The organism is Maridesulfovibrio sp. (genome assembly GCF_965230075.1).
Lineage (GTDB): Bacteria > Desulfobacterota > Desulfovibrionia > Desulfovibrionales > Desulfovibrionaceae > Maridesulfovibrio.
In genome coordinates this window covers 500863-526210 of sequence record NZ_OZ245945.1, presented here as the reverse complement: position 1 = coordinate 526210, position 25348 = coordinate 500863, and the positions used below count along the sequence as shown (strand labels likewise).

General features: G+C 47.9%; 25 protein-coding genes. 17 read left to right on the top strand and 8 right to left on the bottom strand.

Annotated features, from left to right (window positions below; genetic code table 11):
* The first annotated feature begins 37 nt into the window (after positions 1-37).
* Complete coding sequence (locus ACO05Z_RS02325; RefSeq protein ID WP_421900117.1) at positions 38-457, top strand: hypothetical protein; 420 nt, start codon at positions 38-40, stop codon at positions 455-457.
* 339 nt (positions 458-796) lie between these two features.
* Here the strand turns inward: ACO05Z_RS02325 and ACO05Z_RS02320 are convergent, their stop codons facing one another.
* Together ACO05Z_RS02320 and ACO05Z_RS02315 are read right to left on the bottom strand one after the other, a co-directional pair.
* Positions 797-2800, bottom strand: a complete 2004-nt coding sequence (locus tag ACO05Z_RS02320) for a methyl-accepting chemotaxis protein (RefSeq protein ID WP_421900115.1) — start codon at positions 2798-2800, stop codon at positions 797-799.
* Between the two features lie 10 nt (positions 2801-2810).
* On the bottom strand, positions 2811-3290 hold the full coding sequence (locus tag ACO05Z_RS02315; protein ID WP_421900113.1) for a cytochrome c family protein: 480 nt from the start codon (positions 3288-3290) through the stop codon (positions 2811-2813).
* A gap of 590 nt (positions 3291-3880) precedes the next feature.
* Here ACO05Z_RS02315 and ACO05Z_RS02310 point away from each other — a divergent pair.
* From ACO05Z_RS02310 to ACO05Z_RS02275, 8 genes are all read left to right on the top strand, one after another.
* Entirely contained in the window at positions 3881-4441 is a 561-nt protein-coding gene (locus ACO05Z_RS02310) for a 4Fe-4S dicluster domain-containing protein (RefSeq protein WP_421900111.1), read from the top strand.
* A complete protein-coding gene (locus tag ACO05Z_RS02305) occupies positions 4438-5328 on the top strand; it encodes a CoB--CoM heterodisulfide reductase iron-sulfur subunit B family protein (RefSeq protein WP_421900109.1) in 891 nt (296 codons plus the stop codon). The genes ACO05Z_RS02310 and ACO05Z_RS02305 overlap by 4 nt, the downstream gene beginning before the upstream one ends.
* Before the next feature lie 28 nt (positions 5329-5356).
* The gene (locus tag ACO05Z_RS02300; protein WP_421900107.1) at positions 5357-7315 is read left to right on the top strand and encodes a 4Fe-4S binding protein; all 1959 of its coding nucleotides are present in this window, start codon (positions 5357-5359) and stop codon (positions 7313-7315) included.
* Positions 7303-7767 carry a hydrogenase iron-sulfur subunit gene (locus ACO05Z_RS02295; RefSeq protein WP_320173174.1) on the top strand — a complete coding sequence of 155 codons (465 nt, stop codon included), beginning with the start codon at positions 7303-7305 and terminating at the stop codon, positions 7765-7767. Before ACO05Z_RS02300 ends, ACO05Z_RS02295 begins: the two co-directional genes overlap by 13 nt.
* A gap of 30 nt (positions 7768-7797) precedes the next feature.
* Positions 7798-8757: a 4Fe-4S dicluster domain-containing protein gene (locus ACO05Z_RS02290; RefSeq protein WP_421900104.1), complete on the top strand. Its 960-nt coding sequence runs from the start codon at positions 7798-7800 to the stop codon at positions 8755-8757.
* Between the two features lie 2 nt (positions 8758-8759).
* Positions 8760-9818 (top strand): 4Fe-4S dicluster domain-containing protein, encoded by a 1059-nt coding sequence (locus tag ACO05Z_RS02285; RefSeq protein ID WP_421900102.1) that lies wholly within the window; start codon positions 8760-8762, stop codon positions 9816-9818.
* Complete coding sequence (locus ACO05Z_RS02280; RefSeq protein ID WP_421900101.1) at positions 9811-10641, top strand: FAD/NAD(P)-binding protein; 831 nt, start codon at positions 9811-9813, stop codon at positions 10639-10641. The genes ACO05Z_RS02285 and ACO05Z_RS02280 overlap by 8 nt, the downstream gene beginning before the upstream one ends.
* Before the next feature lie 120 nt (positions 10642-10761).
* Positions 10762-11130 (top strand): response regulator, encoded by a 369-nt coding sequence (locus ACO05Z_RS02275; protein ID WP_421900099.1) that lies wholly within the window; start codon positions 10762-10764, stop codon positions 11128-11130.
* Between the two features lie 93 nt (positions 11131-11223).
* Here the strand turns inward: ACO05Z_RS02275 and ACO05Z_RS02270 are convergent, their stop codons facing one another.
* The 3 genes from ACO05Z_RS02270 to ACO05Z_RS02260 are packed head-to-tail and all read right to left on the bottom strand — an operon-like array spanning position 11224 to position 12981.
* Positions 11224-12405: an NAD(P)/FAD-dependent oxidoreductase gene (locus ACO05Z_RS02270; RefSeq protein ID WP_421900097.1), complete on the bottom strand. Its 1182-nt coding sequence runs from the start codon at positions 12403-12405 to the stop codon at positions 11224-11226.
* Between the two features lie 43 nt (positions 12406-12448).
* Positions 12449-12718 (bottom strand): type II toxin-antitoxin system RelE/ParE family toxin, encoded by a 270-nt coding sequence (locus tag ACO05Z_RS02265; RefSeq protein ID WP_421900095.1) that lies wholly within the window; start codon positions 12716-12718, stop codon positions 12449-12451.
* On the bottom strand, positions 12709-12981 hold the full coding sequence (locus ACO05Z_RS02260) for a CopG family ribbon-helix-helix protein (protein ID WP_421900093.1): 273 nt from the start codon (positions 12979-12981) through the stop codon (positions 12709-12711). Before ACO05Z_RS02260 ends, ACO05Z_RS02265 begins: the two co-directional genes overlap by 10 nt.
* A 203-nt stretch (positions 12982-13184) precedes the next feature.
* On the opposite strand from ACO05Z_RS02260, the gene ACO05Z_RS02255 reads away from it, so the two are divergent.
* Positions 13185-14486 (top strand): TPR end-of-group domain-containing protein, encoded by a 1302-nt coding sequence (locus tag ACO05Z_RS02255; RefSeq protein WP_421900091.1) that lies wholly within the window; start codon positions 13185-13187, stop codon positions 14484-14486.
* Positions 14487-14556: 70 nt separating this feature from the next.
* Here ACO05Z_RS02255 and ACO05Z_RS02250 read toward each other — a convergent pair whose 3' ends face one another.
* The 3 genes from ACO05Z_RS02250 to ACO05Z_RS02240 are packed head-to-tail and all read right to left on the bottom strand — an operon-like array spanning position 14557 to position 17351.
* On the bottom strand, positions 14557-15678 hold the full coding sequence (locus tag ACO05Z_RS02250) for a DegT/DnrJ/EryC1/StrS family aminotransferase (RefSeq protein WP_421900089.1): 1122 nt from the start codon (positions 15676-15678) through the stop codon (positions 14557-14559).
* Positions 15671-16288, bottom strand: coding sequence for a DapH/DapD/GlmU-related protein (locus tag ACO05Z_RS02245; protein ID WP_421900087.1), 618 nt, complete (start codon positions 16286-16288; stop codon positions 15671-15673). Before ACO05Z_RS02245 ends, ACO05Z_RS02250 begins: the two co-directional genes overlap by 8 nt.
* The gene (locus ACO05Z_RS02240) at positions 16278-17351 is read right to left on the bottom strand and encodes a Gfo/Idh/MocA family protein (RefSeq protein WP_421900085.1); all 1074 of its coding nucleotides are present in this window, start codon (positions 17349-17351) and stop codon (positions 16278-16280) included. Before ACO05Z_RS02240 ends, ACO05Z_RS02245 begins: the two co-directional genes overlap by 11 nt.
* A gap of 429 nt (positions 17352-17780) precedes the next feature.
* Here ACO05Z_RS02240 and ACO05Z_RS02235 point away from each other — a divergent pair, with 429 nt between their 5' ends.
* The 7 genes from ACO05Z_RS02235 (at position 17781) to ACO05Z_RS02205 (ending at position 25331) form a co-directional block, all read left to right on the top strand.
* Entirely contained in the window at positions 17781-19580 is a 1800-nt protein-coding gene (locus ACO05Z_RS02235; protein WP_421900083.1) for a glycosyltransferase family protein, read from the top strand.
* A gap of 345 nt (positions 19581-19925) precedes the next feature.
* Entirely contained in the window at positions 19926-21296 is a 1371-nt protein-coding gene (locus ACO05Z_RS02230) for a hypothetical protein (RefSeq protein ID WP_421900081.1), read from the top strand.
* Positions 21289-21984, top strand: coding sequence for a hypothetical protein (locus ACO05Z_RS02225; RefSeq protein ID WP_421900079.1), 696 nt, complete (start codon positions 21289-21291; stop codon positions 21982-21984). Before ACO05Z_RS02230 ends, ACO05Z_RS02225 begins: the two co-directional genes overlap by 8 nt.
* Positions 21984-22994, top strand: coding sequence for a hypothetical protein (locus tag ACO05Z_RS02220; protein ID WP_421900077.1), 1011 nt, complete (start codon positions 21984-21986; stop codon positions 22992-22994). The genes ACO05Z_RS02225 and ACO05Z_RS02220 overlap by 1 nt, the downstream gene beginning before the upstream one ends.
* Positions 22995-23858 carry a class I SAM-dependent methyltransferase gene (locus tag ACO05Z_RS02215; protein ID WP_421900075.1) on the top strand — a complete coding sequence of 288 codons (864 nt, stop codon included), beginning with the start codon at positions 22995-22997 and terminating at the stop codon, positions 23856-23858. It abuts the gene before it with no gap.
* A 30-nt stretch (positions 23859-23888) separates the two neighbouring features.
* Entirely contained in the window at positions 23889-24674 is a 786-nt protein-coding gene (locus tag ACO05Z_RS02210; protein ID WP_421900073.1) for an amidohydrolase family protein, read from the top strand.
* 15 nt (positions 24675-24689) lie between these two features.
* Complete coding sequence (locus ACO05Z_RS02205) at positions 24690-25331, top strand: class I SAM-dependent methyltransferase (RefSeq protein WP_421900071.1); 642 nt, start codon at positions 24690-24692, stop codon at positions 25329-25331.
* Positions 25332-25348: the final 17 nt, after the last annotated feature.

Here is a 25348-nt window from a genome sequence, read left to right as displayed (position 1 = left end):
TAAATCCTTCCACCCTTTTCGCAATTTGGAGTACCCGATGAAACTTGCCCGTAATACTCTGACATCTTTATTTATATGCTTACTGCTTTGTTCTGCAGCATACGGCTCCCAGCCAGGAACTGAGAAAGAACTCGCTATCTTTAAAAATTTTGCCATCGGCTGGGTGGTCAAGCTGAACAAGAGCCACATCAAAGGCTTCAGCCGCATGGAAATCCTGCTCCAAAAAGACGGTACTTACCTCGCCCGCTATCACGCAATTTCACCCGACACCATCTCCTGCAAGGTGAAGAAAACAAGCAATAAAAGTAAAGGCATGGTCGGACTGCTCAGGTACATTGAAACTATCTACGAAAGTACAGGCAAAACCCCTCAGGAAGCACGGGCTAATAAATTCAAGCCCGTAAAGAAAATCCGCATTACAGAAATTTTCAGCAACTCAGGCAAAGGCTGGCGCTAATTTCTTTGCCTCCGGCGGCCCTTCGGGGACCAAAGCTCCCTTTTACAAAAAGGTTCTCTGGACTCTCCCAAAACTTTTCAGTATGGCTTCGGCGTTTGTAAGCCCAAATTATTTTCAAATGAGAAGGCGCAATATCTTACAAGATATTGCGCCTTCTCATTTGAAAACTGCATAAACAAGCTTTATGTGAAGCTTATCAAAAGATCCTGTAAGGGATGGGGGCTGGGGAAGGAAAAACTATTGCAAGAGTTTCCCCTTCCCCAGCCCCCGGAGGCAAACATAAAAAGGCCCCTTCCGCAGTTGCGGAAGGGGCCTTTTTATTACTTAGTATAATCAGGCTTACTTGAACCGTTCTACCAACTGGCTCAACTGCTGAGCCATGTCGGCTACTTCCTGAATGTTAGTGTTGGCATTCTGGATACCGTCTGACAGAGCCTGCGAGAGACTGTTAATCTCGGTGACGCTGTTGTTAATCTCGTCACTGGTTGCAGTCTGCTGTTCAGCAGCGGTAGCAATAGCCCGGACCATGTCGGCGATGCTTTCACTTTCATTGACGATCTGGTCAAGCACGCCGCCTGCGCCTTCTGCCATCTGCACGGTATTTTCGACCCTGCCGCGAACCCCGCTCATCTCGGAGACAACCTTATCGGTGGACTGCTGAATGAGTGTGATTGCGCTCTCAACCTCATTGGTTGCGCCCATGGTCTTCTCTGCAAGCTTACGAACTTCGTCAGCAACTACAGCGAATCCGCGTCCGGCCTCACCGGCACGGGCAGCCTCGATTGCTGCGTTCAGGGCCAGCAAGTTGGTCTGGTCGGCAATATCATTAATTACAGACATGACTTCACCGATATTGATAGCCCGCTCCGAAAGGTCGGCCAGCATATCGGAGAGCTTATCCGTGGTTTCAGTCACAATGTGAATCTCGGAAACAGTGTTACTGACCACCTGCCCACCGTCGCGGGCAACAGTGTTAGCTCTGTCGGAAGCTTCAGCTGTTTCCCCGGTATTCTGGGCAACTTCGAGCACGGTTGCGTTCATTTCTTCCATGGCTGTGGCAACCTGTCCGGTCTGCATAGCCGTGGTATCAACACCGGCAGTCAACTCATTCATCTGCTGTGAGAGTTCGGTAGTATAGGAGAGCAAAGCCCGGGAGACTTCAGTAACCTCGTTAGCCACTTCAAGCAAGGATTCCTGCTGCTGCTCAATATGCTTGCGGCTGGCTTCCTCTTCTGTGAGGTCTACCATTACGGCAATTGCACCGACAGTCTCTTCTTCTGCATTGAGAAGCGGACAGACCTGATAACGCAGCGGAAACTCAACGCCATCCTCTCTGTTAAAGCGGAGCAACCCTTCAGGACAATCACCCGAAGCAATAGCTGCTTCAGTCAGGGATTTACCGTCAACACGGAAGAAACCGCCAACATCCACTCCCAAAAGAGCATCTTCAGGCTTGTTGAGAATCTCACGCATGGGGCCGTTGACAAAATCAATTTTACTGTCCCCGTCAGTAACGATCATGGGCACAGTTATTCCGTTAAGCACACCGCGGTTGTATACGAGCTGGTCCTTGATCTGGCGAGCCATCTCGCCAAGGTGATCTCCGAGAGAACCAAGTTCATCACTGCTGTTCACAGCAAACTGCGCATCAAGATTACCCTGAGCAAAATCACTGGTAGCACCGGAAATAATCTGGATACGATTCACAATGGATCTACGCATAAAAAACAACAGCGCAGTCAACAGAGAAATAAAACCTCCGAATGAAAGCGCGGCTCCTTTAAACTGGGACTCATGGAATGTTGCGAACTGAGGCGAAACATCCTGCACCATAACCAAAGAGCCGAGCACAGGCTGCCTCCTGCCGTGGCAGTGATAGCAGGCTTTCTCGTTCTCGATAGTCTCTACCTCAACAAAGACTTCCTTTCCGCCTATTTCAGAAAGAAGACCGCTCTTAAGGGGATTCTTAAGGCTGCGTGCAACAAGGGAGTTAATGTCCTTATCGCTAATTCTATCTTTAATGTCGGAACGGATGTCACCGGTATTGGTGGAATATGTGATATTACCTTTAAAGTTGGTCAGGTAAATTTCCACATCGGAATACTTTTTGGAAACAGTGGCAAATTTTTCAGTTGTGGCCCGGTTATCACCTTTAGCCATGGGTTCGCGGATAGCCAATTGCAGCATGTCTGCAGTCTTGTAGGCATTCCTTTCGATCTCTTCCATCATGGTAGTGCGCTGCCAGAAAGAGTTGGCAAGGAACAGAACCACAAAAGCAGCCGCAGTAAGCAGCGAGGTCAGAACCATAACCTTGTTACCGAGGGAAGTCTTAATAAATTTCATAGCGACCTCCCTAGTGTGCTCCGCCGAAAATCAGCGGTTTGTAGTTAAAGTTGTTGACCCTTTCTGCATTGTGGCAGACTTCACACTCCTCAATGGTCATTTCACGCTTGATCAAGTCAGGGTCTCCGTCTTCAACGTGAAGCGAACCCGGACCGTGACAGACTTCACATCCGGCATCAGCAAGATGGGGAGTCTCTTCAAAGGAAACAAAACCACCGGGCTTCCCATATCCGGTAGCATGGCAGGCAAAACACTCCTTAAGCTCGTCAGGATCAAGGTCCGAAGCCATGATCTTCACGCTTTTAGCGGAATGGGCCTTTTTAGAAAATTTCTTATAGTTGTTGTACTCCACCTCATGGCAATCTTCACATGCCTCTGACCCCACATAAGTCGCTGAATCCGTAATCCCATATCCGGCCAGCGAACAACTGAAAACTGTAATTACCGCCAGAATCACCCCAATCCTTACGGCAAAACCTCTCTTTACCATAATAACCCCGTTGTTTTGATAGTCCGCATCCTTCAAAACCCAGCCTCAGACACCACTTCCGTTAATACTAAGACCGACACACGAAACAATTATTTCAAACTATATATATGTACACCGATTTAACTATCTTGTTTTTATATAGAAGTGAAGTAGAATTTAACATTAAAGTCACCCTTTGTAACAAAAATGCAACAATATATTAGTTAACTAGCCACGTTATAAGCGCTCTCAACCCCACACCTCATCAGAAAAACATACTTCCGCCCCCCTTCCTTCATTTCTCTTGTCTATTTTTTGTTACAAACAGCACTTGCTGCATGAAAAAGATTATCTATCTTCATTGTCTGCAATTTATTTAAGCAGAAGGGACGGCTTACCTTTCACAAAGCTTTTATATTATTTTCTAAGTAATTACACGACAAAAAGAAACCACCATGAAACACGTTATTATCGCTTGCAGTATTCATAGAACTTCTGGCAGAATACCCCCTCTTAAGAATCCATACTCTGTCAATAATCTTTAAGCCAATCTACGGAAACTAAAGGTCCGCTCCACCGGACTTTTAAAGCGGAAAGGCGGCTACTCATTTATGGGAATAGTTAACATTACTAAGACTTACGATGCCGATTTTGTTAAGCAGGTAGAAAAGGAAAGCGGACAAAACGTCTCCCTTTGCTACCAGTGCGGTAACTGTACCGCGGGATGTCCATACACATTCGCGTACGACATCCCAGTTAGCAGAATCATGCGTATGGTTCAGGCAGGGCAAAAGGAAACCGTGCTCAAGTGCAAGTCCATCTGGCTTTGCGCAACCTGTGAATCCTGCACCACCAGGTGCCCCAACAACATCGACGTGGCTCACATCATGGATGTGCTGCGCCACATGGCCCGCAGGGAAGGATATGCTTCCGTACCCACGGTCAAGAAATTCTGGGACAGCTTCCTCGATTCCGTTGAAAACAACGGAAGAGTGTTCGAAGTTGGTCTGCTCGCGGCTTACGTAGCCAAGACCGGACGCTTCTGGACTGACCTTGATCTGGGACCGAAAGTGCTGCCCAAAGGCAAGATGCATTTCAAACCCCACGAGATTCAGGGTAAGGATGAAATCAAAAAAATCTTCAAAAGATTCGAAGAGGAGTCCCGCAAATGAGTGATTCCTTAACATATGCCTACTATCCCGGATGTTCCGGAGCAGGAACATCCATGGAATATGACATGTCCACCCGGGCTGTCTGTGAAAAGCTGGGAATCCGGCTCACCGACATCCCCGACTGGAGCTGTTGCGGTTCCACCCCGGCTCACACCGTGGATCACACCCTTTCCAGCGCACTCTCCGCCCGCAACTTACAGCTGGTTGAGAAAATGGATCTGGATACCGCAATTACCCCCTGCCCCAGTTGCCTGACCAACCTCAAGACCGCAGAACATCGTATGCAAAAAGACGAAATGCGTGAGAAGGTCAACAAACTGCTGGACAATCCCTACAAAGGTGGGGTCTCCACCAAATCCGTGCTCCAGATTCTCGTTGAAGACCTCGGTCTTAAAGCGCTGAAAGAGAGCACCATCAAACCGCTCAAGGGACTCAAAGTTGCAGCTTATTACGGCTGCATCATGAACCGTCCCCCGGAAGTGATGAACTTCGATGACCCTGAGCATCCCATGGCTATGGACAACATTATGAAAGCCATGGGCGCTACCGTTCTACCCTTTCCTTTAAAGGTAGAATGCTGCGGTGCTTCCTTCGGTATTCCCCGCAAGGATGTGGTCATGAAGCTGTCCGGCAAGCTGCTTGACGTGGCAGACGATCTCGGTGTTGACGCACTGGTTACCGCCTGCCCCCTGTGCCAGATGAACCTTGACCTGCGCCAGTCTCAGGTCAACTCCGCCACAGGTGCCAAGCACAACCTGCCCATCTTCTACTACACCCAGCTCATGGGCCTTGCCCTCGGCATGAGTGAGAAAGAACTGGGAATGGACAAGCTCTGCGTAAGCCCTCGTAAAGCTATCGAAGCCATCGGCAAAGAAGAGAAAAAATAGCGGAAACCCTGCTAAGGAGAAGACTTAAATGAAAATTGGAGTTTTTGTCTGCCATTGCGGGACTAACATCGAAGGTACCGTGGACACTGCCGCTGTAGCAGAAGCCGCGCGTGAATTCCCCGGTGTTGTTTTCGCAACAGATACAATGTACGCCTGCTCCGAACCCGGACAGGACGAGATCATAGAAGCAATCAAGGAACACAAACTCGACGGCGTGGTCGTAGCATCCTGCACACCCAGAATGCACGAACCCACCTTCCGCAAAACCCTCGAAAGAGCGGGCCTTAACCGCTACCTCTTCGAGATGGCCAACATCCGCGAACACGTTTCCTGGATCGGCCGTGACCGCGAAGCCAACACGAACAAGTCTATTGACCTTGTTCGCATGGCAGCGGCCAAACTGCTCAACAACAAGCCTCTGCATGCCAAGTACTTTGACATGAACAAAAAGGTTATGATTGTGGGCGGCGGTGTTGCCGGTATTCAGGCAGCTCTTGACTGCGCTGACGGCGGCCTCGAAGTTATCCTTGTTGAAAAAACATCCTCCATCGGCGGTAAGATGGCTAAACTGGATAAGACTTTCCCCACAGTGGACTGCTCCAGTTGTATCCTCGGCCCCCGCATGGTTGACGTTGCCCAGCATCCGAACATCACTCTTTACGCTTGCGCAGAGATTGAAGAAGTAAACGGTTATGTGGGTAACTTCTCCGTCAAGGTTAAAAGAAAAGCCACTTATGTTGATTGGGACAAATGCACCGGTTGCGGTATCTGCATGGAAAAATGCCCCAGCAAGAAGGCTGACAACCCCTTTGACGAAGAACTGGGTAAAACCACCGCGATCAACATCCCCTTTCCGCAGGCTATCCCCAAGAAAGCGGTTATTGATCCCAACTTCTGCATCAAAATCAAACGTGATAAATGCGGCGTCTGCGCCAAGGTCTGCCCCTCTGAAGCCATCGTTTACGATCAGGTCGATGAGTTTGTAGTCGAAGAAGTAGGTGCAGTTGTTGCTGCTACCGGTTTCGACCTCGTAGACTGGACTGTATACGGCGAATACGGCGGAGGTCAGTACCCCGATGTAATCACCTCCCTGCAGTACGAGCGCATGCTCTCCGCTTCCGGCCCCACCGAGGGACATATCAAGCGTCCTTCCGATGGCAAGGAACCCAAGAACGTGGTCTTCATCCAATGCGTAGGCTCCCGTGATAAATCCATCGGTCGCCCCTACTGCTCCGGTTTCTGCTGCATGTACACTGCAAAGCAGGCCATCCTGACCAAGGACCACTGCCCGGATTCACAGTCCTATGTATTCTACATGGACATCCGTTCCCCGGGTAAAATGTTCGACGAATTCACCCGCAGAGCGCAGGAAGAATACGAAGCACGCTACATCCGTGGCCGCGTGTCCATGATCTACCCCAAAGGCGACAAGCTCGTAGTACGCGGTGCCGACACCCTCATGGGCGATCAGGTTGAAGTCGACGCGGACCTCGTTGTCCTCGCAGTCGGTGCGGAATCCGCACACGGCGCTTCCGACCTCGCCAAGAAACTGCGCATTTCTTACGATGCCTACGGTTTCTTCATGGAAGGCCACCCCAAACTGAAGCCTGTTGAGACCAACACCGCCGGTGTTTTCCTCGCCGGTTCCTGTCAGGGTCCCAAAGACATTCCTTCCTCTGTTGCACAGGGTAGTGCGGCAGCGGCAAAGGTTCTGGCCATGTTCGCCAAGGACCAGCTGGAAAGTGACCCCGCGGTTTCTGTCGTTGATATCAAACGCTGCATCGGTTGCGGCAAATGCATCAGCACCTGCCCCTTCGGAGCTATTAAAGAAGTAGACTTCCGCGGGCAGCCCAAGGCTGAGGTGATTGAAACAATTTGTCAGGGCTGCGGTATCTGCACATCCACCTGTCCTCAGGGTGCAATCCAGCTCCAGCACTTCACTGACAATCAGATTCTTGCGGAGGTTAACGCAGTATGCCGGTTCTAGAAGGTAAAGAACTCAGAATCGTCGGTTTTCTCTGCAACTGGTGCTCCTACGGTGGTGCTGACACCGCCGGTGTAGGTAGATTCACCCAGCCGACTGACCTGAGAATCATCAAGGTTCCCTGTTCAGGCAGGATTGATCCTCTGTTTATTGTGAAGACACTCATGTCCGGTGCGGACGGAGTGCTCGTGTCCGGTTGTCACCCCAATGACTGCCACTACGCTGAAGGTAACTTCTATGCCCGCCGCAGGCTGGAAATGCTCAAAAGGTTCATCCCCATGCTGGGAATCGATCCCGAGCGTTTCGACTACACCTGGGTTTCCGCATCAGAAGGCCAGCGCTGGCAGGAAGTTGTGACCAAGTTCACCGAACAGATTCACAAACTCGGCCCGGCCCAAAAGATCGAGGGTCCCGAAGCCGAGGAGACACTCAAATTGATGGAAGCTTCCCTCTAGTCAGGGCTGTTCCACGCAAGGAGAAACAGAGTGAAAAATCTGGAAGATCTTAAAAAACAAATTAAGGACGGACTGTCTGAGCTTGATGTGGTCATCGGCTGGACAGACAGCTTCGATCCTCTGCATGCTACTCCGCACTTCATGCGCAGTGAAGCAGATGTAGATAAATTGAAAGTGGACGCACTTTGCGTTCACAACCTTGCCACCTACCTGCCCTCCCTGAAGGGTAAAAAGGTCGGTATCGTGGTCAAAGGCTGCGACAGCCGTTCCGTTGTTGAACTGCTGCAGGAAAACCTCATCAAACGCGAAGACGTGACCATCTTTGGTTTCGGCTGCACCGGCGTTGTGGATCAGGTTAAGATCCGCCGCGCTGTCGGTGATGTAGGACAGGTTGAAGCCTGCGAAGTGAGCGACTCTGAAGTCAAGCTCACCGTAGACGGCAAAGAGCACAAGCTGCCCATGGCAGACGTGATCTCTGACAAATGCCAGACCTGCCGCTACCCCAACGCTGTTCTCTCCGACCAGTTTGTCGGTGAAGAGATCAAGCCCACCGCTTCCTTTGAAGACGGCTACAAGGATCTCGAAGAATTCGAAGCCAAGTCCACCGAAGAAAAATTCGCATTCTGGCTTGGTGAGATGGACCGCTGCATCCGCTGCTACGCCTGCCGTAACGCATGCCCCATGTGTGTATGCCGTGACCATTGCGTAGCACAGTCCCGCGATCCGCACTGGCTGAGCCAGGAAGCCCACGTCCGCGACAAGTGGATGTTCCAGGTTATCCACGCTTACCACCTCACCGGTCGCTGCACCGAGTGCGGTGAGTGCCAGCGCGCCTGCCCGGTCGACATTCCCATCCTGCTCTTCAAGAAGAAGTTCAACAAGGAAATCAAGGAAGTCTTCAACTACGAAGCCGGTCTTGATCCTGAGGCAACTCCTCCGCTTCAGACCTTCAAAATTGAAGAACCGACCATCAAGGAGAAGGAGTGGTAGCCATGGCAAAATTCATCACATCCGACAAAGTATCGGCATGGCTGGAAGAGCTGGGCCAGAAGCACGAAGTACTCGCTCCCCGCAACGAGGGCGATTCCATTGTCTTCAAGCCCTACGACTCCAAGAAAGGTTTCAACATCGAGCGTGAAGCAACTGCGCCCCCCAAAAAGGCCTGCTTCCCCCAGAGTGAAACCCTCGTGGAATTCAGCCACATCAAAGATCTTGAAAATCCCGAGAAAGTGGCTCTTGATGTAAAGGAAACCCTTCCTGATTCATCATGGGTTGTTTTCGGCAGCCGTCCCTGTGACGCTCGCGGATTCACCATGTTCGATCGTGTTTACCTGAACGGTAACCACGTGGACGTATATTACAAAGCCCGCAGGGAAAACACCTACTTCATCACTCTCGCGTGTGAAAAAGGTGAGACTACCTGTTTCTGTAACTGGGTAGGTTCCGGCCCGTCCGATCCTGCCGGATCCGACGTACTCATGGTTCCCGTTGATGGCGGCTACTTCCTCGAAGCAGTCAGCGACCGCGGTGAAGCACTGCTTTCCAGCTCCCTGCTGGAAGACGGCGGTTCCAAACAGGCTGCTGCCGACAAGTTCCGCGCAGATGCCGACCAGTCCATGGGCGAAGCACAGGACCTTTCCAAAGCTCCGGCAAAGCTTCTCGAAGCTTTCGACGACATGGACTTCTGGGAAGCACAGTCTGCTAAGTGCCTGAGCTGCGGCGCATGCACCTATCTCTGTCCCACCTGCTACTGCTTCAACATCACCGACGAGTCCGACGGAGTCAAAGGTGAACGCATCAGAAGCTGGGACAACTGCATGTCCAACCAGTTCACCCTTGAGGCCAGCGGACACAACCCCCGCCCCACCAAGGCTCATCGCCTTAAAAACAGGGTCGGCCACAAGTTCAGCTACTACCCTGACCTGCACGACGGAGTTATCTCCTGCTGCGGTTGCGGTCGCTGCATCAAGAGCTGCCCCGTTGGTGTGGACATCCGTGAAATCGTCCTGAACGCTATTGCATACGAAGCAAAGGAGAAAGCAAATGGCTAGCAATCCTTATCTTCCTGCGATGGCCACCATTCAGGAGGTCATTCAGGAAACACCCAATATTATGACCTTCCGGGTGACCTTCAACGATCCCGGTTACAAAGAAAAGTTCACCTTTGAGCCCGGTCAGGTTGGACAGCTGTCCGCCTTCGGCATCGGTGAATCCACTTTCGTAATCAACTCTTCCCCCACCCGCATGGACTACCTGCAGTTCAGCGTCATGCGCACCGGGGAAGTGACCGATAAGCTGCACACCCTGAGTGCCGGCGACCAGATCGGCGTTCGCGCACCTCTGGGCAACTACTTCCCTTACGAAGACATGAAAGGTAAAGACATCGTCTTCGTAGGTGGTGGTATCGGTATGGCGCCTCTGCGCACCCTGCTCTACTACATGCTGGATAACCGTAAGGACTACGGCAAGATCACCCTGCTCTACGGCGCAAGAACTCCCGTAGACATGGCATACCAGTACGAGCTGCCCGAATGGCTGGAACGCGACGACCTCGACACCCATCTGACCATTGATGCGGAATACGAAGGCTGGGAGCACAACGTGGGTCTGATCCCCAACGTGCTGCTGGATATCGCACCCAAGCCGAAGAACGCTGTGGCCGTGACCTGCGGTCCTCCGATCATGATCAAATTCACCGTACAAGCTCTTGCCAAGCTCGGTTTCAAGGATGACCAGATTGTGACCACCCTTGAAAAACGCATGAAATGCGGCGTTGGTATCTGCGGCCGTTGTAACATCGGCACCAGCTACGTATGTCAAGACGGTCCCGTCTACACATACGAACAGCTCAAGCAGCTGCCTAACGAAATGTAATTATCCCGGTCCGAACGGACTGGTAATTGCTTACAAAGAGCCCCCGTTTTCCACTGGAAAACGGGGGCTTGTTTTTACTTTACCTTTACAGCAAAGCTTCTTTCTTATTAGTATGCAACCATGAAAATCCTGCTTGTTGACGACGAAAAGATAAACGCCCTCTCCGCTTCACGGTTGCTTGAAAAGCAAGGCTACGAGGTCATAGTAGCCTCCAACGGTATGGAAGCCCTTGACCGGCTGCATGAATCTGATTTCGACTGCATCCTGATGGATATCCAGATGCCCGAAATGGACGGCTATGAGGCCATCGACAGAATCCGTGATGAATTTGTTTTCGGGGAGAAATCCCAAACGCCCATCATCGCCATGACCGGGCATTGCTACTCTGATGCCTTCGAAGAATTCAAACGGGCCCAAATAAAATACTACGTCTGCAAACCCTTTGATTTCAGCAATCTGCTTGAAATTATCAAGGAAGCTACCAGTTAAAGGCATGCCTCCGGCGGTTTAAACCCTTTTGCAAAAGGGTTTAAAAATCCCAAAACCTTTTATTGGGCTTCGCAACCTAGCTTATCAAAATTTCTACACAAATTGTGCTGCGGCATAGCCTGATGACCATGCCCATTGCAGGTTGTAGCCGCCCAACCATCCGGTCACGTCCAGCACTTCGCCGATAAAATAAAGGCCGGGAACCTTCTTGGCTTCCATGGTCTTGGATGAAATCTCCGCAGTATCCACACCTCCAGCTGCAACTTCAGCCTTGGCAAAACCTTCAGTTCCCTGTGGTTTAACGACCCATGAATGAATGCGTTCGGCAAGGGCCAATTGAAGCTTCTTGGGCAACTGACTGACCGGAGTCTCGCCATCTTGCCCTTCCAGCAGCAGCCCGACCAGCTTACGGGTAAAGTAACGGGCCAGAAAGTTGCGCAGGACTATATTCTCGCCCTTATGAGATTCAAGCAATTCTAAAATATTGTGAGCAGGCAGCAAATTGATGGTCAAAGCCGAACCGCGCCGCCAGTAGTTGGAAATCTGGAGCACCGCCGGACCGGAAATACCCTTATGGGTGAAAAGCATATCGCCCGCAAAAGTGCGTTTCTCGCAAGAAATTTCCACAGGCAGAGCATTACCGCTCAATTCCTTGCAGAACTTCCCATCCCGTCCACTAATGGTAAATGGCACCAAAGAAGGACGAGCCGGAATAGTCTTGAGTCCGTACTGTTCGGCAAGCTTATATCCGAAAGCAGAAGCTCCCACTTGAGGCCATGCCGGAGAACCCAGCGCCACAACCAGAGACTCAGATTCAAATTCCTGCGTTCCGCTACGCACCTTAAACGGCCCTTCGCCGCTAACCTCTTCAATCTGACGATCCAGCAGAGTTTCCACACCAGCACGGTGACATTTGGAAACCAGCAGCCCGGCAATCAACCCGGCCCCTTCAAGGGTGAAAAGCTGCCCGTCTTCGCGCTCTTCGTATTCAATCCCGGCCTCAGCAACAAAGGAAATGAAGTCCCACTGATTGTGCCGCGCCAGAGCGGATTTCACAAAATGCGGGTTTGCGGAAATATAGTTATCCGCCGCAACATCCATATTGGTGAAGTTGCACTTGCCGCCCCCGGCAACACGGATCTTACGCCCCGCCTTACCGGAATGGTCCAGCACCAACACCTTACGCCCACGCGCAGCAGCATGCATGGCACAATAAAGCCCGGACGCGCCCGCGCCGAGAATAATCACATCGTATTTAGAAGAGGTATTGCTCATGGGGGAGGTTGTAGGCTGGTTTGGGGGTTGGGTAAAGGGGAATTTAGCGGGATTCTTTAGAATGCCAAATGCGCAATATGTACACAGACTCCGGTCTCACCGTATACCGCACAACGTATCTTCCGAACACAAATTCCCGAACACCTTCGATATGCTCTAAGGCCCTGCCAAGTTGAGGATGCAACGAGAAACGACTTATAGCACTTTTCAAATTAAGTACCACAGTACGTGCTGAATCAGGATCATGTTCGGCAATAAATTCGTAAACTCTTTTCAAATCGTCAACAGACTCAGGAGAAAACCTTATTCGCATTTAGGAACATCCTTAACATTGTCAGTTCCCCACGAATCCAGCCAATCAAAGACTTCTTCGCCTTCAACAAAACGACCAGCCTCAATGCTTTCTAAAGCAAGCATAGTCTCGGCATCACGTTTTTTATTCTCTTCATGCTTACGTACAAAATCTGCCATGAATTCCCGCAGCAAATAGCTGGAACTCTGTCCTCTGTCCTTGGCAGCAAGTTCAAATTTTTCCTTTAAATCAGCCTCTACACGGGCTCGTATGGTTTCCTGCATATTTCTTTCTCCTTCTGTAGCTACAATATGCCACTGCGTTTTTCTTGTAAATATATTTCAAACGACCTTCTCATCCCTCTTGGCGGAGTATCCACTTTTCTATTCTGCATGCTGGACGGAATATGGATGATCTTGTAGAAGAGTAAAGTTTTAAATTATACATAAAATTTAATTAAGAACTTCGTTTAATTGGAGTGGAATATATGCGTCGGGGAAATGGGATTGTGCGTGTTTTATTTGGGATGATGCTCGCCCTTGTTTTGGTTTTGGGGGTTTGTGGGGGTGTTGGGGCTGGTGAGACTAAGTCTACTGCTAAAGTCACTCCTAAAAGAATCGATAAAATTGAGCGGAAGCTGTTTAGCATTGAAAGCGATATTACTGAAATAAAAACTTTTCAGATTAATAATAATGGGCAGATGTGGTTTGAGCGGACTAAGGAGCAGGCCGCTACAGCTAAAGAATGGACAGATACTCATAAAACAATTGTGGACGATTTTTATAATACACTAATATTCATATCTGGAATCACCGCTGCTTTAATAGCTCTTTTAGGGCTATTTTTTGGAAGACAACAAAAGCAAATTGCTCTTGAGAATCAGAACGAGCTAAGGCAAGAAGTCGAAAAGATAACATCAAAGTATAAAACAACCACAGACAAAGCCAAAATTGAATTTGAAGAGAAACGTACAGAACTCAATGACTTAGTAAAAAAATGTGAAGAGATGAAGATTGTTTGTGAAGCAAATGCAAATAAGACAGGTGAAGTATTATCTGAAGCTCAGAAAAGAATTAAAAATCATGACAACAGACAAAATATGGATGAAAAAACAAAAGAAGCCGTCCATGACGTTACTTCAATTAACTCAGAATCAAACCTTACTTACCTAATAGCTCTTGCTTTAGAACACGAAATTAAAATGGAGTGGAAAAAAGCTAGACAGGTATGGAAAATTATTGACCAAGAATTTACCAATGAAACAGATGCGTTGTTTAAAATAGCTTACTCATACTCACAAGAATTTAACAATTGTTCAAACACAGAGAAGAAAAGAGACCTCATAACAAAAGCGATTGAATGGTACACAAAGACAATCAACAAGTCCCCCAGAGATAGGTACGCTTTACTAAATTTAGGATCTTCAAAAGCAAAACTTGCAATGATTGACCCATCAAACATAAATTACACGCTCTTAGATGAAGCAGAAGATATGTGCAGAAAAGCAGAAAACATTAAAAGATACTTTGGTGCATACAACTTAGCTTGCATTTCATCAATAAAAAACGAATTAGAACAAAGCAAGAAATGGCTCATTAAATCTAAAAAAGAATTTAAAACCCCTCTTTGCAATTACCTAAAATCTGACCCCGACCTCAACAACCTCCGCAACCACCCAGACTACAAAGACTGGTTCCAAGACTTCGTAGAACAAGTCTGCCAAGAAGAACAAGAAGCTAAAGCCAAGCAAGCTGAATCAGACGAAGACGACACAGACACCGAAGAATAAAAAACAGGCGAAGAGCTGGTGCTCTTCGCCTGTCTACTTTCAAATATTACTAAACCAATTCAATCAAAACCTATTCAGCACCAGCAAAATACTCCCGCACAACCTCACAAACCCGCAAGGCACTATCCTCACTGAGTTCCGCATACATGGGCAGAGAGAGAATTGACTCTTGCATTGCATAGGCGGCGGGGAAATCTTCAGGCGTATGCCCGTAGCTTTCATAAGCCTCCATGAACGGGACAGCTACTGGATAATGGATTCCTGATGCCACTCCATTTTCGGCAAGATGATCGCGCAGGGCTTCCCGGTCAGCGCAGCGGACTACATAGAGATGATAAACATGCCCTGCCCAAACCCGACGTTCTAGGAGTTTGAAGCCGTCAATCCCGCTAAGCTCACGGTCATATATTGCGGCAACAGCCTGCCTCCGGGCTGTCCATTCTTTGAGATGCTTGAGCTTCACGGAAAGAACAGCGGCCTGCAGACCATCCATACGTGAATTCACGCCTTCGAATTGATGATCGTATTTATCTTTGCGGCCATGGTTGGCGAACTTGCGCATGCGCTCGGCTAAAACTGCGTCACTGGTTACGATTGCCCCGGCATCTCCGTACGCGCCGAGGTTCTTGCCGGGATAAAAGCTGTAGCAGGCACAATCGCCGAAATCTGAAAGCGGGCGTCCGCCGATAGTTACGCCGTGGGCCTGTGCTGCGTCCTGAACAATAAACAATCCATTTTCGCGAGCTAACGACTCAATAGCTTCCATATCCGCAGGATGCCCGTAGAGATGCACTGGAATAACAGCCTTTGAAGCGGGGCTGATTTTAGCGCGCAGGTCAACAACATCCATGGTCCCGTTTTCCGGGGCCACATCAACGAAGACGGGCTTTGCCCCGGCCATGGTCACAGCCTCTGCGGTGGCGATAAAGGTCATTGCCGGGACCAGCACCTCATCACCGGGACCGACTCCCAATCCTTTTAACGCTACAAAGAGGGCATCCGTACCATTGCCGACCCCGACACAAAAATCAGCCGCACAGAACTGTGCGAACTCCTCTTCAAATTTCCGGGCATAAGGACCGTTGATAAAGGCACAATCCTCAATGACCTGCTTCATGGCAAGATCAATTTCCGGCTGCAGGGAACGGTATTGGGTTTTCAGATCGGCAAAAGGGATACTCTGTTTACTCATAAGGCAGATCGTCCTTTGTTCGTATAAAACGGGCCGGATTCCCGGCAACAACTGCGCGGGGTGCTACATCTTTCACTACAACACTTCCGGCACCAATCAGGCTGTCGCTACCGACCCTGACTCCGGGCAGTATTGTTGAATTCGCACCGACAATAGCATTCTTGCAAAGATGGACAGGCTGGGGGCTGGTCTTAGCTTCAGGGGAAAGGGGATATCTGGTGTTGGTGATGACCGCATTCGGCCCAATCCAGACACCGTCTTCGAGAATCGAAAATTCAGGAACAAAAGCCTGACTGTGCAGACGGACATTGTTACCAAGTTCCACATGGTGCTCAACTACAGCCATGGTCCCGACACTTACATTGTCTCCGATTACATTCAATTCCCGGACATTGGCCTTATTTCCGGTGGAGAAATTTTTACCGATCCGGTTTCCGGCATAAATAACCGTATGGGAACGAATAAATGCTCCGTCACCTATAATTGTTTCCGGCTGTTCATCGCAATTGGCAAGAGGCGCACCCACAATACAGCCGTCTTCAATCCGGGCACTGCCGAGAAAGACAACGCCCGGGTGGATTATTGCTGTGGGGGCAATATCAATTGCCATTTACGTGCCCAAGCTTACAACGTTGCGGCTGGAAGCGAAGTCGTACTTCCTTTCCAGTTTCAATTGATTCATAAATTGCATTAATCAATTCCAAGGACTTACGTCCTTCAAGACCGTCAACAAGGGAAGGACTTCCCTGTTCAATACAATTCACTACATGCTCAAGATAGGAAATATGGCCAAACCCATAAACATCCGGGGGATTCGTCTTGTAGCGGGTAAGAACTTCTTCGTCTCCTTCCACTGGAGTTTCAAAATTCCAAACTTTCATCTCGTTGACTGCAAATCCGCCAATCTCAACAGCTCCCTTCTCTCCTAAGATGGAAATGGAGCCTTCAAGATCTTTTGGACGAGTCGCATTGGTAGCCTCAATAATACCTATAGCACCGCTGGCAAAGGTAATTACAGCAACTCCGGTGTCTTCTACTTCAATATCAACGAGGGCTGTACGGCTTTTGGCATAAACTGACACGGGTTCACCGAGCATCCATTCCAGCAGGTCAACATGGTGACTGGCCTGATTGGCGAAGACACCTCCGTCCATTGCCCATGTCCCACGCCAATCATCTTGATCGTAATAGGCCTGCGGACGGCACCATCTTACACGGACCGTCCCCATGACAATTTTTCCGAATCGCCCGTTATCCAAGGCTTCACGCATTTTTACGACCGGATAATTAAACCTGTTCTGCTTAACAACAAACAGCTTGACTTCTGCCCTGTCGCAAGCATTAATCATGGCATCCGCGTCCTCAAGACGTAAGGCCATTGGTTTTTCAACAACAATATGCTTGCCGTATTGAGCCATTTCCAGCGTATGCTTTGCATGAAGCCCGCTTTCGGTCAGTATCGCGATCACGTCGACTTTGTCTTTCATTTCAGACATCATCTCATGGGCGTCTGTATACCATGGCAAGGAATATTTTTCGCCAAGCTTTCTGGCCCGCTCTTCATCGGCGTCACAGAGAGCAACAATATTCCCACCTTTCACCTTTCCCTCAACAAGGATCTGAGCATAGCGCTGTGCGATACGCCCGCACCCCATTAATACGAAATTTTGCACGAAGAACTCCTTGCTTATTAATCATTCAGGCAAGACAAAACCTATTTTGCCGCTTCCAGAACTTAATATAAAAACATTATTACCAATACGCTCTCGGCAACAGGACCAATAGTCCATTCTTAACTTCTTATGCTGCATGATTAGCACTTTTTCTATTAATAAACCATCAGCATCTTCTGCGTGCCAATAACCAAAGGGATAGAAACTCCTCCAGCGCAGTAACGAATGCTAAAATGATGCCATTCAAAATCAGAAAACCTTAGCGCACAAGATTCTACAGGTAGACTTTAATGCATGAAGCATTCCGCTTAAGGAAAGCTAGGCACTATTTTTAATGTTGAAATTTACATTTCATTGCGTTGAATATATGGTCATTTATGAAAAAACGTGATTTTACAGCATATGAAAAAATAAAGCAGGACAACAACCATGACCACAGACACATCCGCGCCATTGCGCGTAATGCAGACGATTTCTACTTATACAAATTTCATTAACCATTTCTATGCCTACAATCCTAAAATCGCCTCTATGGGATATCAAGCCCAGAACGAGGCTTTACTTAATTACGGTTTTTTCGCCCCGCATATTATCGCGCCATACACAAAAGAAATGGGCTGCGCCCATGAACTGACCTTTCCGAACGCAGAACATATGCAGCGGGCATGGCTTAAGGAAAGGGGCCTGTCTGCAAATCTGCAAACAGGATGGGAAGCAGACGTCCTGCGGATGCACATTGACGAATTCAAGCCGGACATCCTTTACGTATTCAGCCCGTACACTTTCAATAGTGCATTGCGTGACCGCCTGAGCCATCAACCACGCCTTGTAGTCAGCTGGCGTTGTGCAACACTGCAAACGCACTGGGATTGGTCGGCTTTTGACGTTATTCTTACAAGCCTGCCCAGCGTGCAGGATTTTGCTCCCAAACTTGGAGCTAAGTCAGCCGAGATGTTCTCGCCCGGATTCCCGCTAAGTCTAGTCAAGGAATTGACATCCATTCCCCAAGATACAGATGTCGTATTTGTAGGCTCACTCACAGGAACACGCCGCATAGCCATGCTGGACACTGTCGCAAGGGCTGCCAGACAATACGGTTTCTCCCTTGCTTTGCATCTCTCAGGAGATTTCAGCAACCTGACCCCTCATATGGTCCCTTATCTCAGAGAACCTGTTTTTGGTTTGGATGCCATGCGCTGCCTGCGTCGCGGACGTATGGTTCTTGATTCAAGAACCCCGGTTTTTCTGTCTGACCGACATGGTTACCCCATAGAAGATATCAGTGAAGACGACAATTGCAGCATGCGCTTATTTGAAGCTACCGGATGCGGCTCGCTGGTGCTGGCCCTGGATGGTGTTTCCCGCTGGTTCGAATGGGAAAAAGAGATCGTACCTTATAAGAACCCAGAAGATTTGGTGAAGAGGATTCGCCATTTTATTGCCAATCCTGAAGAACGGGACCGCATAGCTGCTGCAGGCCAGAATCGTTGCCTCACTGAATACAACATGAAGCGCAATGCTGAAAAATTCATGGACATTGCTAAGGAAAAATTAAACAAGCCCGCTGTTAAATCGCGCCCCTATGAAGTTATAGCTCCCAATGAACCGAAATCCTTCAATCCCAACACTATGTTTCAGGAAATTATTTCCAATAGTTATCTAAAAAAAATGGGATGGTTTTCAAGCTACCACCGTCAGGCGATTGTGGATGATGCAGGAGCTCCCTTACCCTGGTTGTCGTACCCAGCGGTCAACCTGCTGGAAGAACGTGCGCCATATGGGTGCAAAGTATTTGAATACGGCTGTGGAAGCAGTACCCTCTGGTGGGCAAAACGAGCCAAGCGGGTAGTAGTTGTAGAACACAATGAACAGTGGTTCAACACCATGAAATCCCAGTTTCCCGACCATGTCCGTCCTGTACTGCAACGCTTAGAACCGGGGGGCGATTACAGTAAGACTGTTGCGATGATTAAAAACATCAAGTTCGACATCATTGTGATCGATGGCAGGGACAGGGTGAACTGTGCATACAACTCCTTATCTTCACTCTCCCCTTCCGGAGTAATTGTCTTCGATAATACTGACCGTCTGGAATATATGCCGGGCCGCCAATTCCTTAAAGATGCAGGCTTCAAGGAGCTACGCCTTACCGGACTTGCCTCAATGGTGCTGAATGTTGGGAGTTGCACATCCATTTTCTACAGGGACGACAACTGCTTAGGAATTTAACAATACGCTGAAATCTTAAAATAAACCGGCTCAATTTTTCTAAAACATTGAGCCGGAAGATTCAGCAGTTCACATAACCTATGGAGTCCTTTTTGGCATTCGCTATCCGGACAGGAACCGTACCATGCATGCTCTATACTGCATATAATCATCATTATAAAAAACAATCGAAGCATATTCAGCAGAAAATATTCCATAATTTTGACTTTACCAAAAGAACCGCCCCAAAAGCAATTGCTATCGAGGCAAATCGGCACACGTTCAAAAGAGTGGCCCAAACATTGCAGCAATCCTGCAAGCAAATAGAGCATATTAAGAACTTTCTGGAGTATTAAGGTATAAGGCATGCAGAAGAAAATTTTCATTGGCACCACTAATGTCGGTAACAACACAGTAACCCTTGCTCAAGGATTCCGGGAACTCGGCTTTGAGGTTGGAACAGCTGATATCGACAAGCATAACAAATTCTACGATCTAAATCTGGATTTTCACCTTGCAGGCTTTCAGAACAGCTTCAAAAGGATTCTAGATGCAGAAAAATACCTAAAGAATCTGTCCAGAAGCTATCAAAAACTCCTAGATTACGACATCTACATCTTCATGGCCTCAAATTCTCTATTACCAGGAATGCTCGACATTCCGGTATTGAAGAAAATGGGAAAAACAGTAATCAGCCTGCCGTTGGGATCAGATATTCGCCATCATGAATCCGCGAAAACCTTTAATGCTCAATATGGCCATGACTACCCGCAACAATTAATCTCCGACCAAAGAAACACTGAAAATAAAATTATTTCTCTGGCATTGAAGGGTTCATATGCCCCCACCTATTCCAAGAAACTGTACAACACACGCATTGCGGAAAACTATGCGGATGTAATGCTTTCGGCTCCATGCTCCAATATGCTAGGAGTACGTCCGTACATTGCCGGACTTTTACCTTTTGACTCTTCAATCTACACTCCCAAAGTTTGTCGCAGAGACAAACCTGTAATCTTTCATGCACCAACATCACGTGCGTTTAAGGGCACGGATATAATCCTGGAGACACTTGAACAACTCGAGCGAGAAGGAATCCCCTTTGATTTTTTCCTTGCCGAAAACATCCCTAACAAAGAAGTCCTTAAAGCCTTAACTGAATGCGACATCGTTATTGACCAAATTGCGTGCGGGAAAAGCGGACTTTTTGGTCTTGAAGCGATGGCTAGCGGATGTGCACTACTGGGCTGCAACGATGAGTATGCTCAACCCTTTCCTTTTGAAGCGCACCCGACAATAAGAATAACCAAAGAAAACCTGTATAACGAATTAAAAACATTACTCACTAACAAGTCGTTAAGAATTCAAAAGGCAGAGCAAGGAATTGAGTATATCAACAAGCAGCTGCATACACCAAAGAATGTTGCGCGCTACACCCTGAAAGCAATCACCAGAGCCGCCCAAGGCAACTACGACTACTACCCAACCTTTTACTTTGAGCATACAACTCCACCACATGGTGAGGTTGTACCAGACCACCTGTTGTCGTTAACAAGCTCACTACTGCAACAATATGGGACATCAGAAGAGCTGCTTAAAGGAGACCTGCTTCGCAAACAGCTAGGCAAATTCCTTTCCGAAGGAAATATCAAAAAAATACCCACATGGGACACTACCTCAAAAGTACGCTGCAGCTGGGGGTGGTGGGACAAGAAGAGCACAGATAAAAATGACTGACAAACCGATATATTCCGTTACGATTGACACCGATTGGGTTCCACAATTTATGCTAGACCATGTCTTGGATATGTTGCGGGATAGCAATGTACCTGCAACCATCTTCTGCACCTCTCCTTATGATATTGAAGATTCCGAACAAATTGAAATCGGACTTCACCCCAATATGATGGAAAATTCAACACATGGAGATAGTGAAGAAAGCAGGTTCGCACACGTTGCCTCACTATATCCAAACGCGATTGGCTGCCGCACACATAGCTGTTACTGGCACGGCAGAATGTATGACCTCCTCATCAAGCACAAAATCCAATACGACTCATCTCTCTTAGTACCTTTCCAAGACTACCTGAAATCATTCACTTTTAGAGGTGTCACCCGTTTCCCTATATGGTGTGGAGATAATTTATACATGCACCTTAACCCTGACACAGCAGTGTTCAACCCTTCAGGCATGGACACTCCCGGACTTAAGGTTCTACATTTTCACCCCGTCCACATCTGGTTCAACAGCCGTACAGTCGACGAAACCAGAGCCATACTCGACGGTCGCTCCCTACCAGAACTCAATCGGAAAGAAGCTCACGCCCTACGCAGAAAAGGCAATGGATTGGAAAAGATTTTTGCCGATGCCTTGCGCCAGCTTTCCGGCAAAGAAAACACCCATACCCTAAGAAGCTTATTGTAATGTTTAATATGTACATTGAAAATACAGCTGAATTGTCCGTGACCGCCGAGCGCGTCTCTGGAGATATTTGGGATGCGACATTGCCCAGCTTAGAAGGATCAACTTTCTTCGATAGAGCACAGTGGCAAAATGCATTCAAGCACAAGGTATCTGAAATTCACTACATCCATTTCAGATATAAAGAAAAAATCATTGCAGGCTGTGCATGCGGCATTACTTTCGATACAACTGGCCGTCTCCTGTTCAAGACGCCCTTTACATCGGCCTTTGGAGGAGTACTGGCCAAACCTGAGCTTAGTTTTTCTTTATTGTATGAATCTATCGGGGCTCTCAGGCACTATTGTGCAGCAGTGGCAAAAGGAGAAAACTTTGAAATTCAATACGTTCGCCGAAATAGATGCAGCCGTGGAGGCGACATAAATGAATCTGAAGATTTTGCACTTTTACATTGGGGCTTCAGCCTTAATATCATGCAATGTGAGTTTTTCATCAATTTAAGCAATGATATTTTCCTTACAAAAAGATATGCATCGATGATACGCAAGATGAATCGGGAAAATACTTTCTCTTTTGAACCATCAACCCCCGATGAATTCATCGTAGCTAGAGATACTATAGTCAAACAGCAAGGCAAATGTATAACTGTCCCAGACGAAGAAATACAGAAGGGATGTTCATTATTCCCTGCTAACATCTTGGCATACAAGGCAGTACGCAATGATGAAACCGTTGCTGTCCTATTGACAGACAGAATCAATGAACATTGTTGCATTGGCAGAAACTGGTTTGTGGACAAGGTAGCTGTAAAAAACAACGCTACCCTTTTTCTGTTATGGCAATGGATCAATCTAGTTAAGGAAGAGAAATTTAAGTTCGCTGGATTTGGAAGTAGCGCGAACACTAAAAATGCCTTAAATAAAGGAACTATTTTTTTTAAGGAACGGTTTGGCCCACTTATTCACGATTCAAGAAAAACATATAGACTGGTTTTCGATAAACAAGGAGCGTAAATGAGCATCACCCCACTTGATCTAGCACAGGACCTCGTAGAAATTGAGCCTAATTTTTTTGCCACTAATAAAATACCTGCGTCTGAATGGATGCGGCTCAATGCGAATGAAACAGGGGTAACTCTGTGTGAACGGGCAAAAATAGCCATGACTACATCATCATTAGACCTGCCTTTATACAAAAAGTATTTAGAACAAAACCTTGCAGATTTAGACCGCTCCGCCTGTATAATGGAACTTGGGGCAGGAGATGGGCGCATCACACATGAATTGCTGCGTATGGGATTTTCAAACATAATCGCAGTTGAGGGGCAGATCCAGTCAATAAAAAGACTTTATAGTTCTCTGGATGAAGAACAACTTACCCGTGTACGTTTGATTTGTGCTGATGTCCTTGACTTATCTTTAGCCGAGTCGAGTGTGGACACTATCGTAAGCATAGAAACTTTATGCTGCCTTAACGATGATTTCGAAAAAGCCATGACTCACCTGTCCCAATCATTGACTCCTAAGGGACGCATAATACACGCAGAACTCATGCAAGAAGGAAATCTTTTCTATGCATTGGCCTTTGATGACAAGGACAAGATAAAATCTTTGCTGGAGGGAAAAACCCCAACCCACTTTGGGGCAGTACGCGTTTTCGAAAACAATGAAATGGAACAGATTTACAGACAGTGCGGCCTGACCACAATTGAAAAACACGCTATTCCTTCCTTGCATGGTTTTTTATCTAGGGCCTACCCAAGATTGGGCAAAGAAGATCCTGAAGTTATAAATCTTTTACAGCAAACACAATCAACCCTGGGGCATAATGACTTAGCAAGAGCCATGTATTTTGTTGCAGGCAAAGCATCCATATAAAAATCCACTTAGCACCAAAGACATTAAACCATGATTATTGATTCTCATGTCCACATTACCCAAGACGGGAGCTGGTTTGGCTCACAACGTTCTGCCGGCGTTGAGCACTTGCTCGACGCCATGGACTCCAGCGGGACTGAGCTCGCATTAGCACTCCCTCTTGCTGGGCATATTTCAAATGACTTCGTACTCAAATGCTGCCGCACACACTCTGACCGCCTGATACCTGCAGCAGCATGCGACCCACGAAGTATTGCAAAAAAAGATTTACCAGAAACACTTAGCAAATTTGTAGACCAAGGATTCCGTGCCATTAAGCTTCACCCCCGCTTAAACGGGTACTCGCCGATCGCACCTGAAACCCTGCATTTGTTCGAAGCCTTATCCAAGCAGAACACTCCCTTGCCAGTAGTAATGGACACTCTTTTTTACTGTGCCCACTACTCTCTCCCCAAAGACCCTGCGGGAATAATACATGACCTTGCCCTAACCTTTCCTGATGTGAATTTTGTATTCTGCCATGCTGCTGGAGTAGATGCTATTCGGGTTGGCGAAGCAATACGGCAATGCCCCAACGCATACATTGACTTCTCCTACACCATCCAAAGATATGCCAGAACCAGGATATGGGACGATCTTCGCTATCTTTGCGAGCATTTAGACGCCCGCATTTTGTATGGTTCTGACTTTCCGGAAGTGGATTTAAAACAATCTGTCGGGGATTGGCAGAAACTGCTTGAAGGACTCAGCGAAGAAAAACGGACAAATATTTTTTCTGACAATTTTCGGAAAATTTTTATCCCGCTAGACACATAAACAATAAAAAGCACAATGAACCACCAAGACATAGAACGAATCATCAAACGCTACAGCGACCGGTATACACTGTTCGGCTACTCTCCGCAGACTCTGGGTTGGGGAAAGGGAGGCCGCCAAAACCTGCGTTTTTCCATTCTGGCAAATGATGTTCTGCGACAGCCGAAGAGCTCTGTGCTGGACGTCGGTTGCGGTTTCGCTGACCTGTTCGAATTTTTGAAAAACAATGGCTGGCAAGGGCAATACACAGGTATCGACATTGTCCCAAAGCTCGTTGAAGAGGCTAAGGAACGACACCCGGATGCCAAGCTGTCCATACTTGGAGCAGACGACCTTGGACAAACCGGAGAACACGACTTTGTTCTGGCAAGTGGGATATTCAATGGTCGACTTGTATGCGAACCAAACAAGGATTTTGCCGAAAGAGTTATCAGCAAAATGTTTGCGGCTGCCAGACAAGGTGTATGTGTTGACTTCATGAGCACATGGGTTGACTTTCAACATGAAGACGCGTGGCACTTTGCTCCAGAAGAAGCACTGGCTTTAGGCCGTCAACTCAGTAAGCGCCTACTGCTGAGACTGGACTATATGCCGTATGAATACTCCCTAATTATCTATAAAGATGATAGCATAGCCCAAAACAACACCTTCACCTAAACAATGAGGACAGTTTC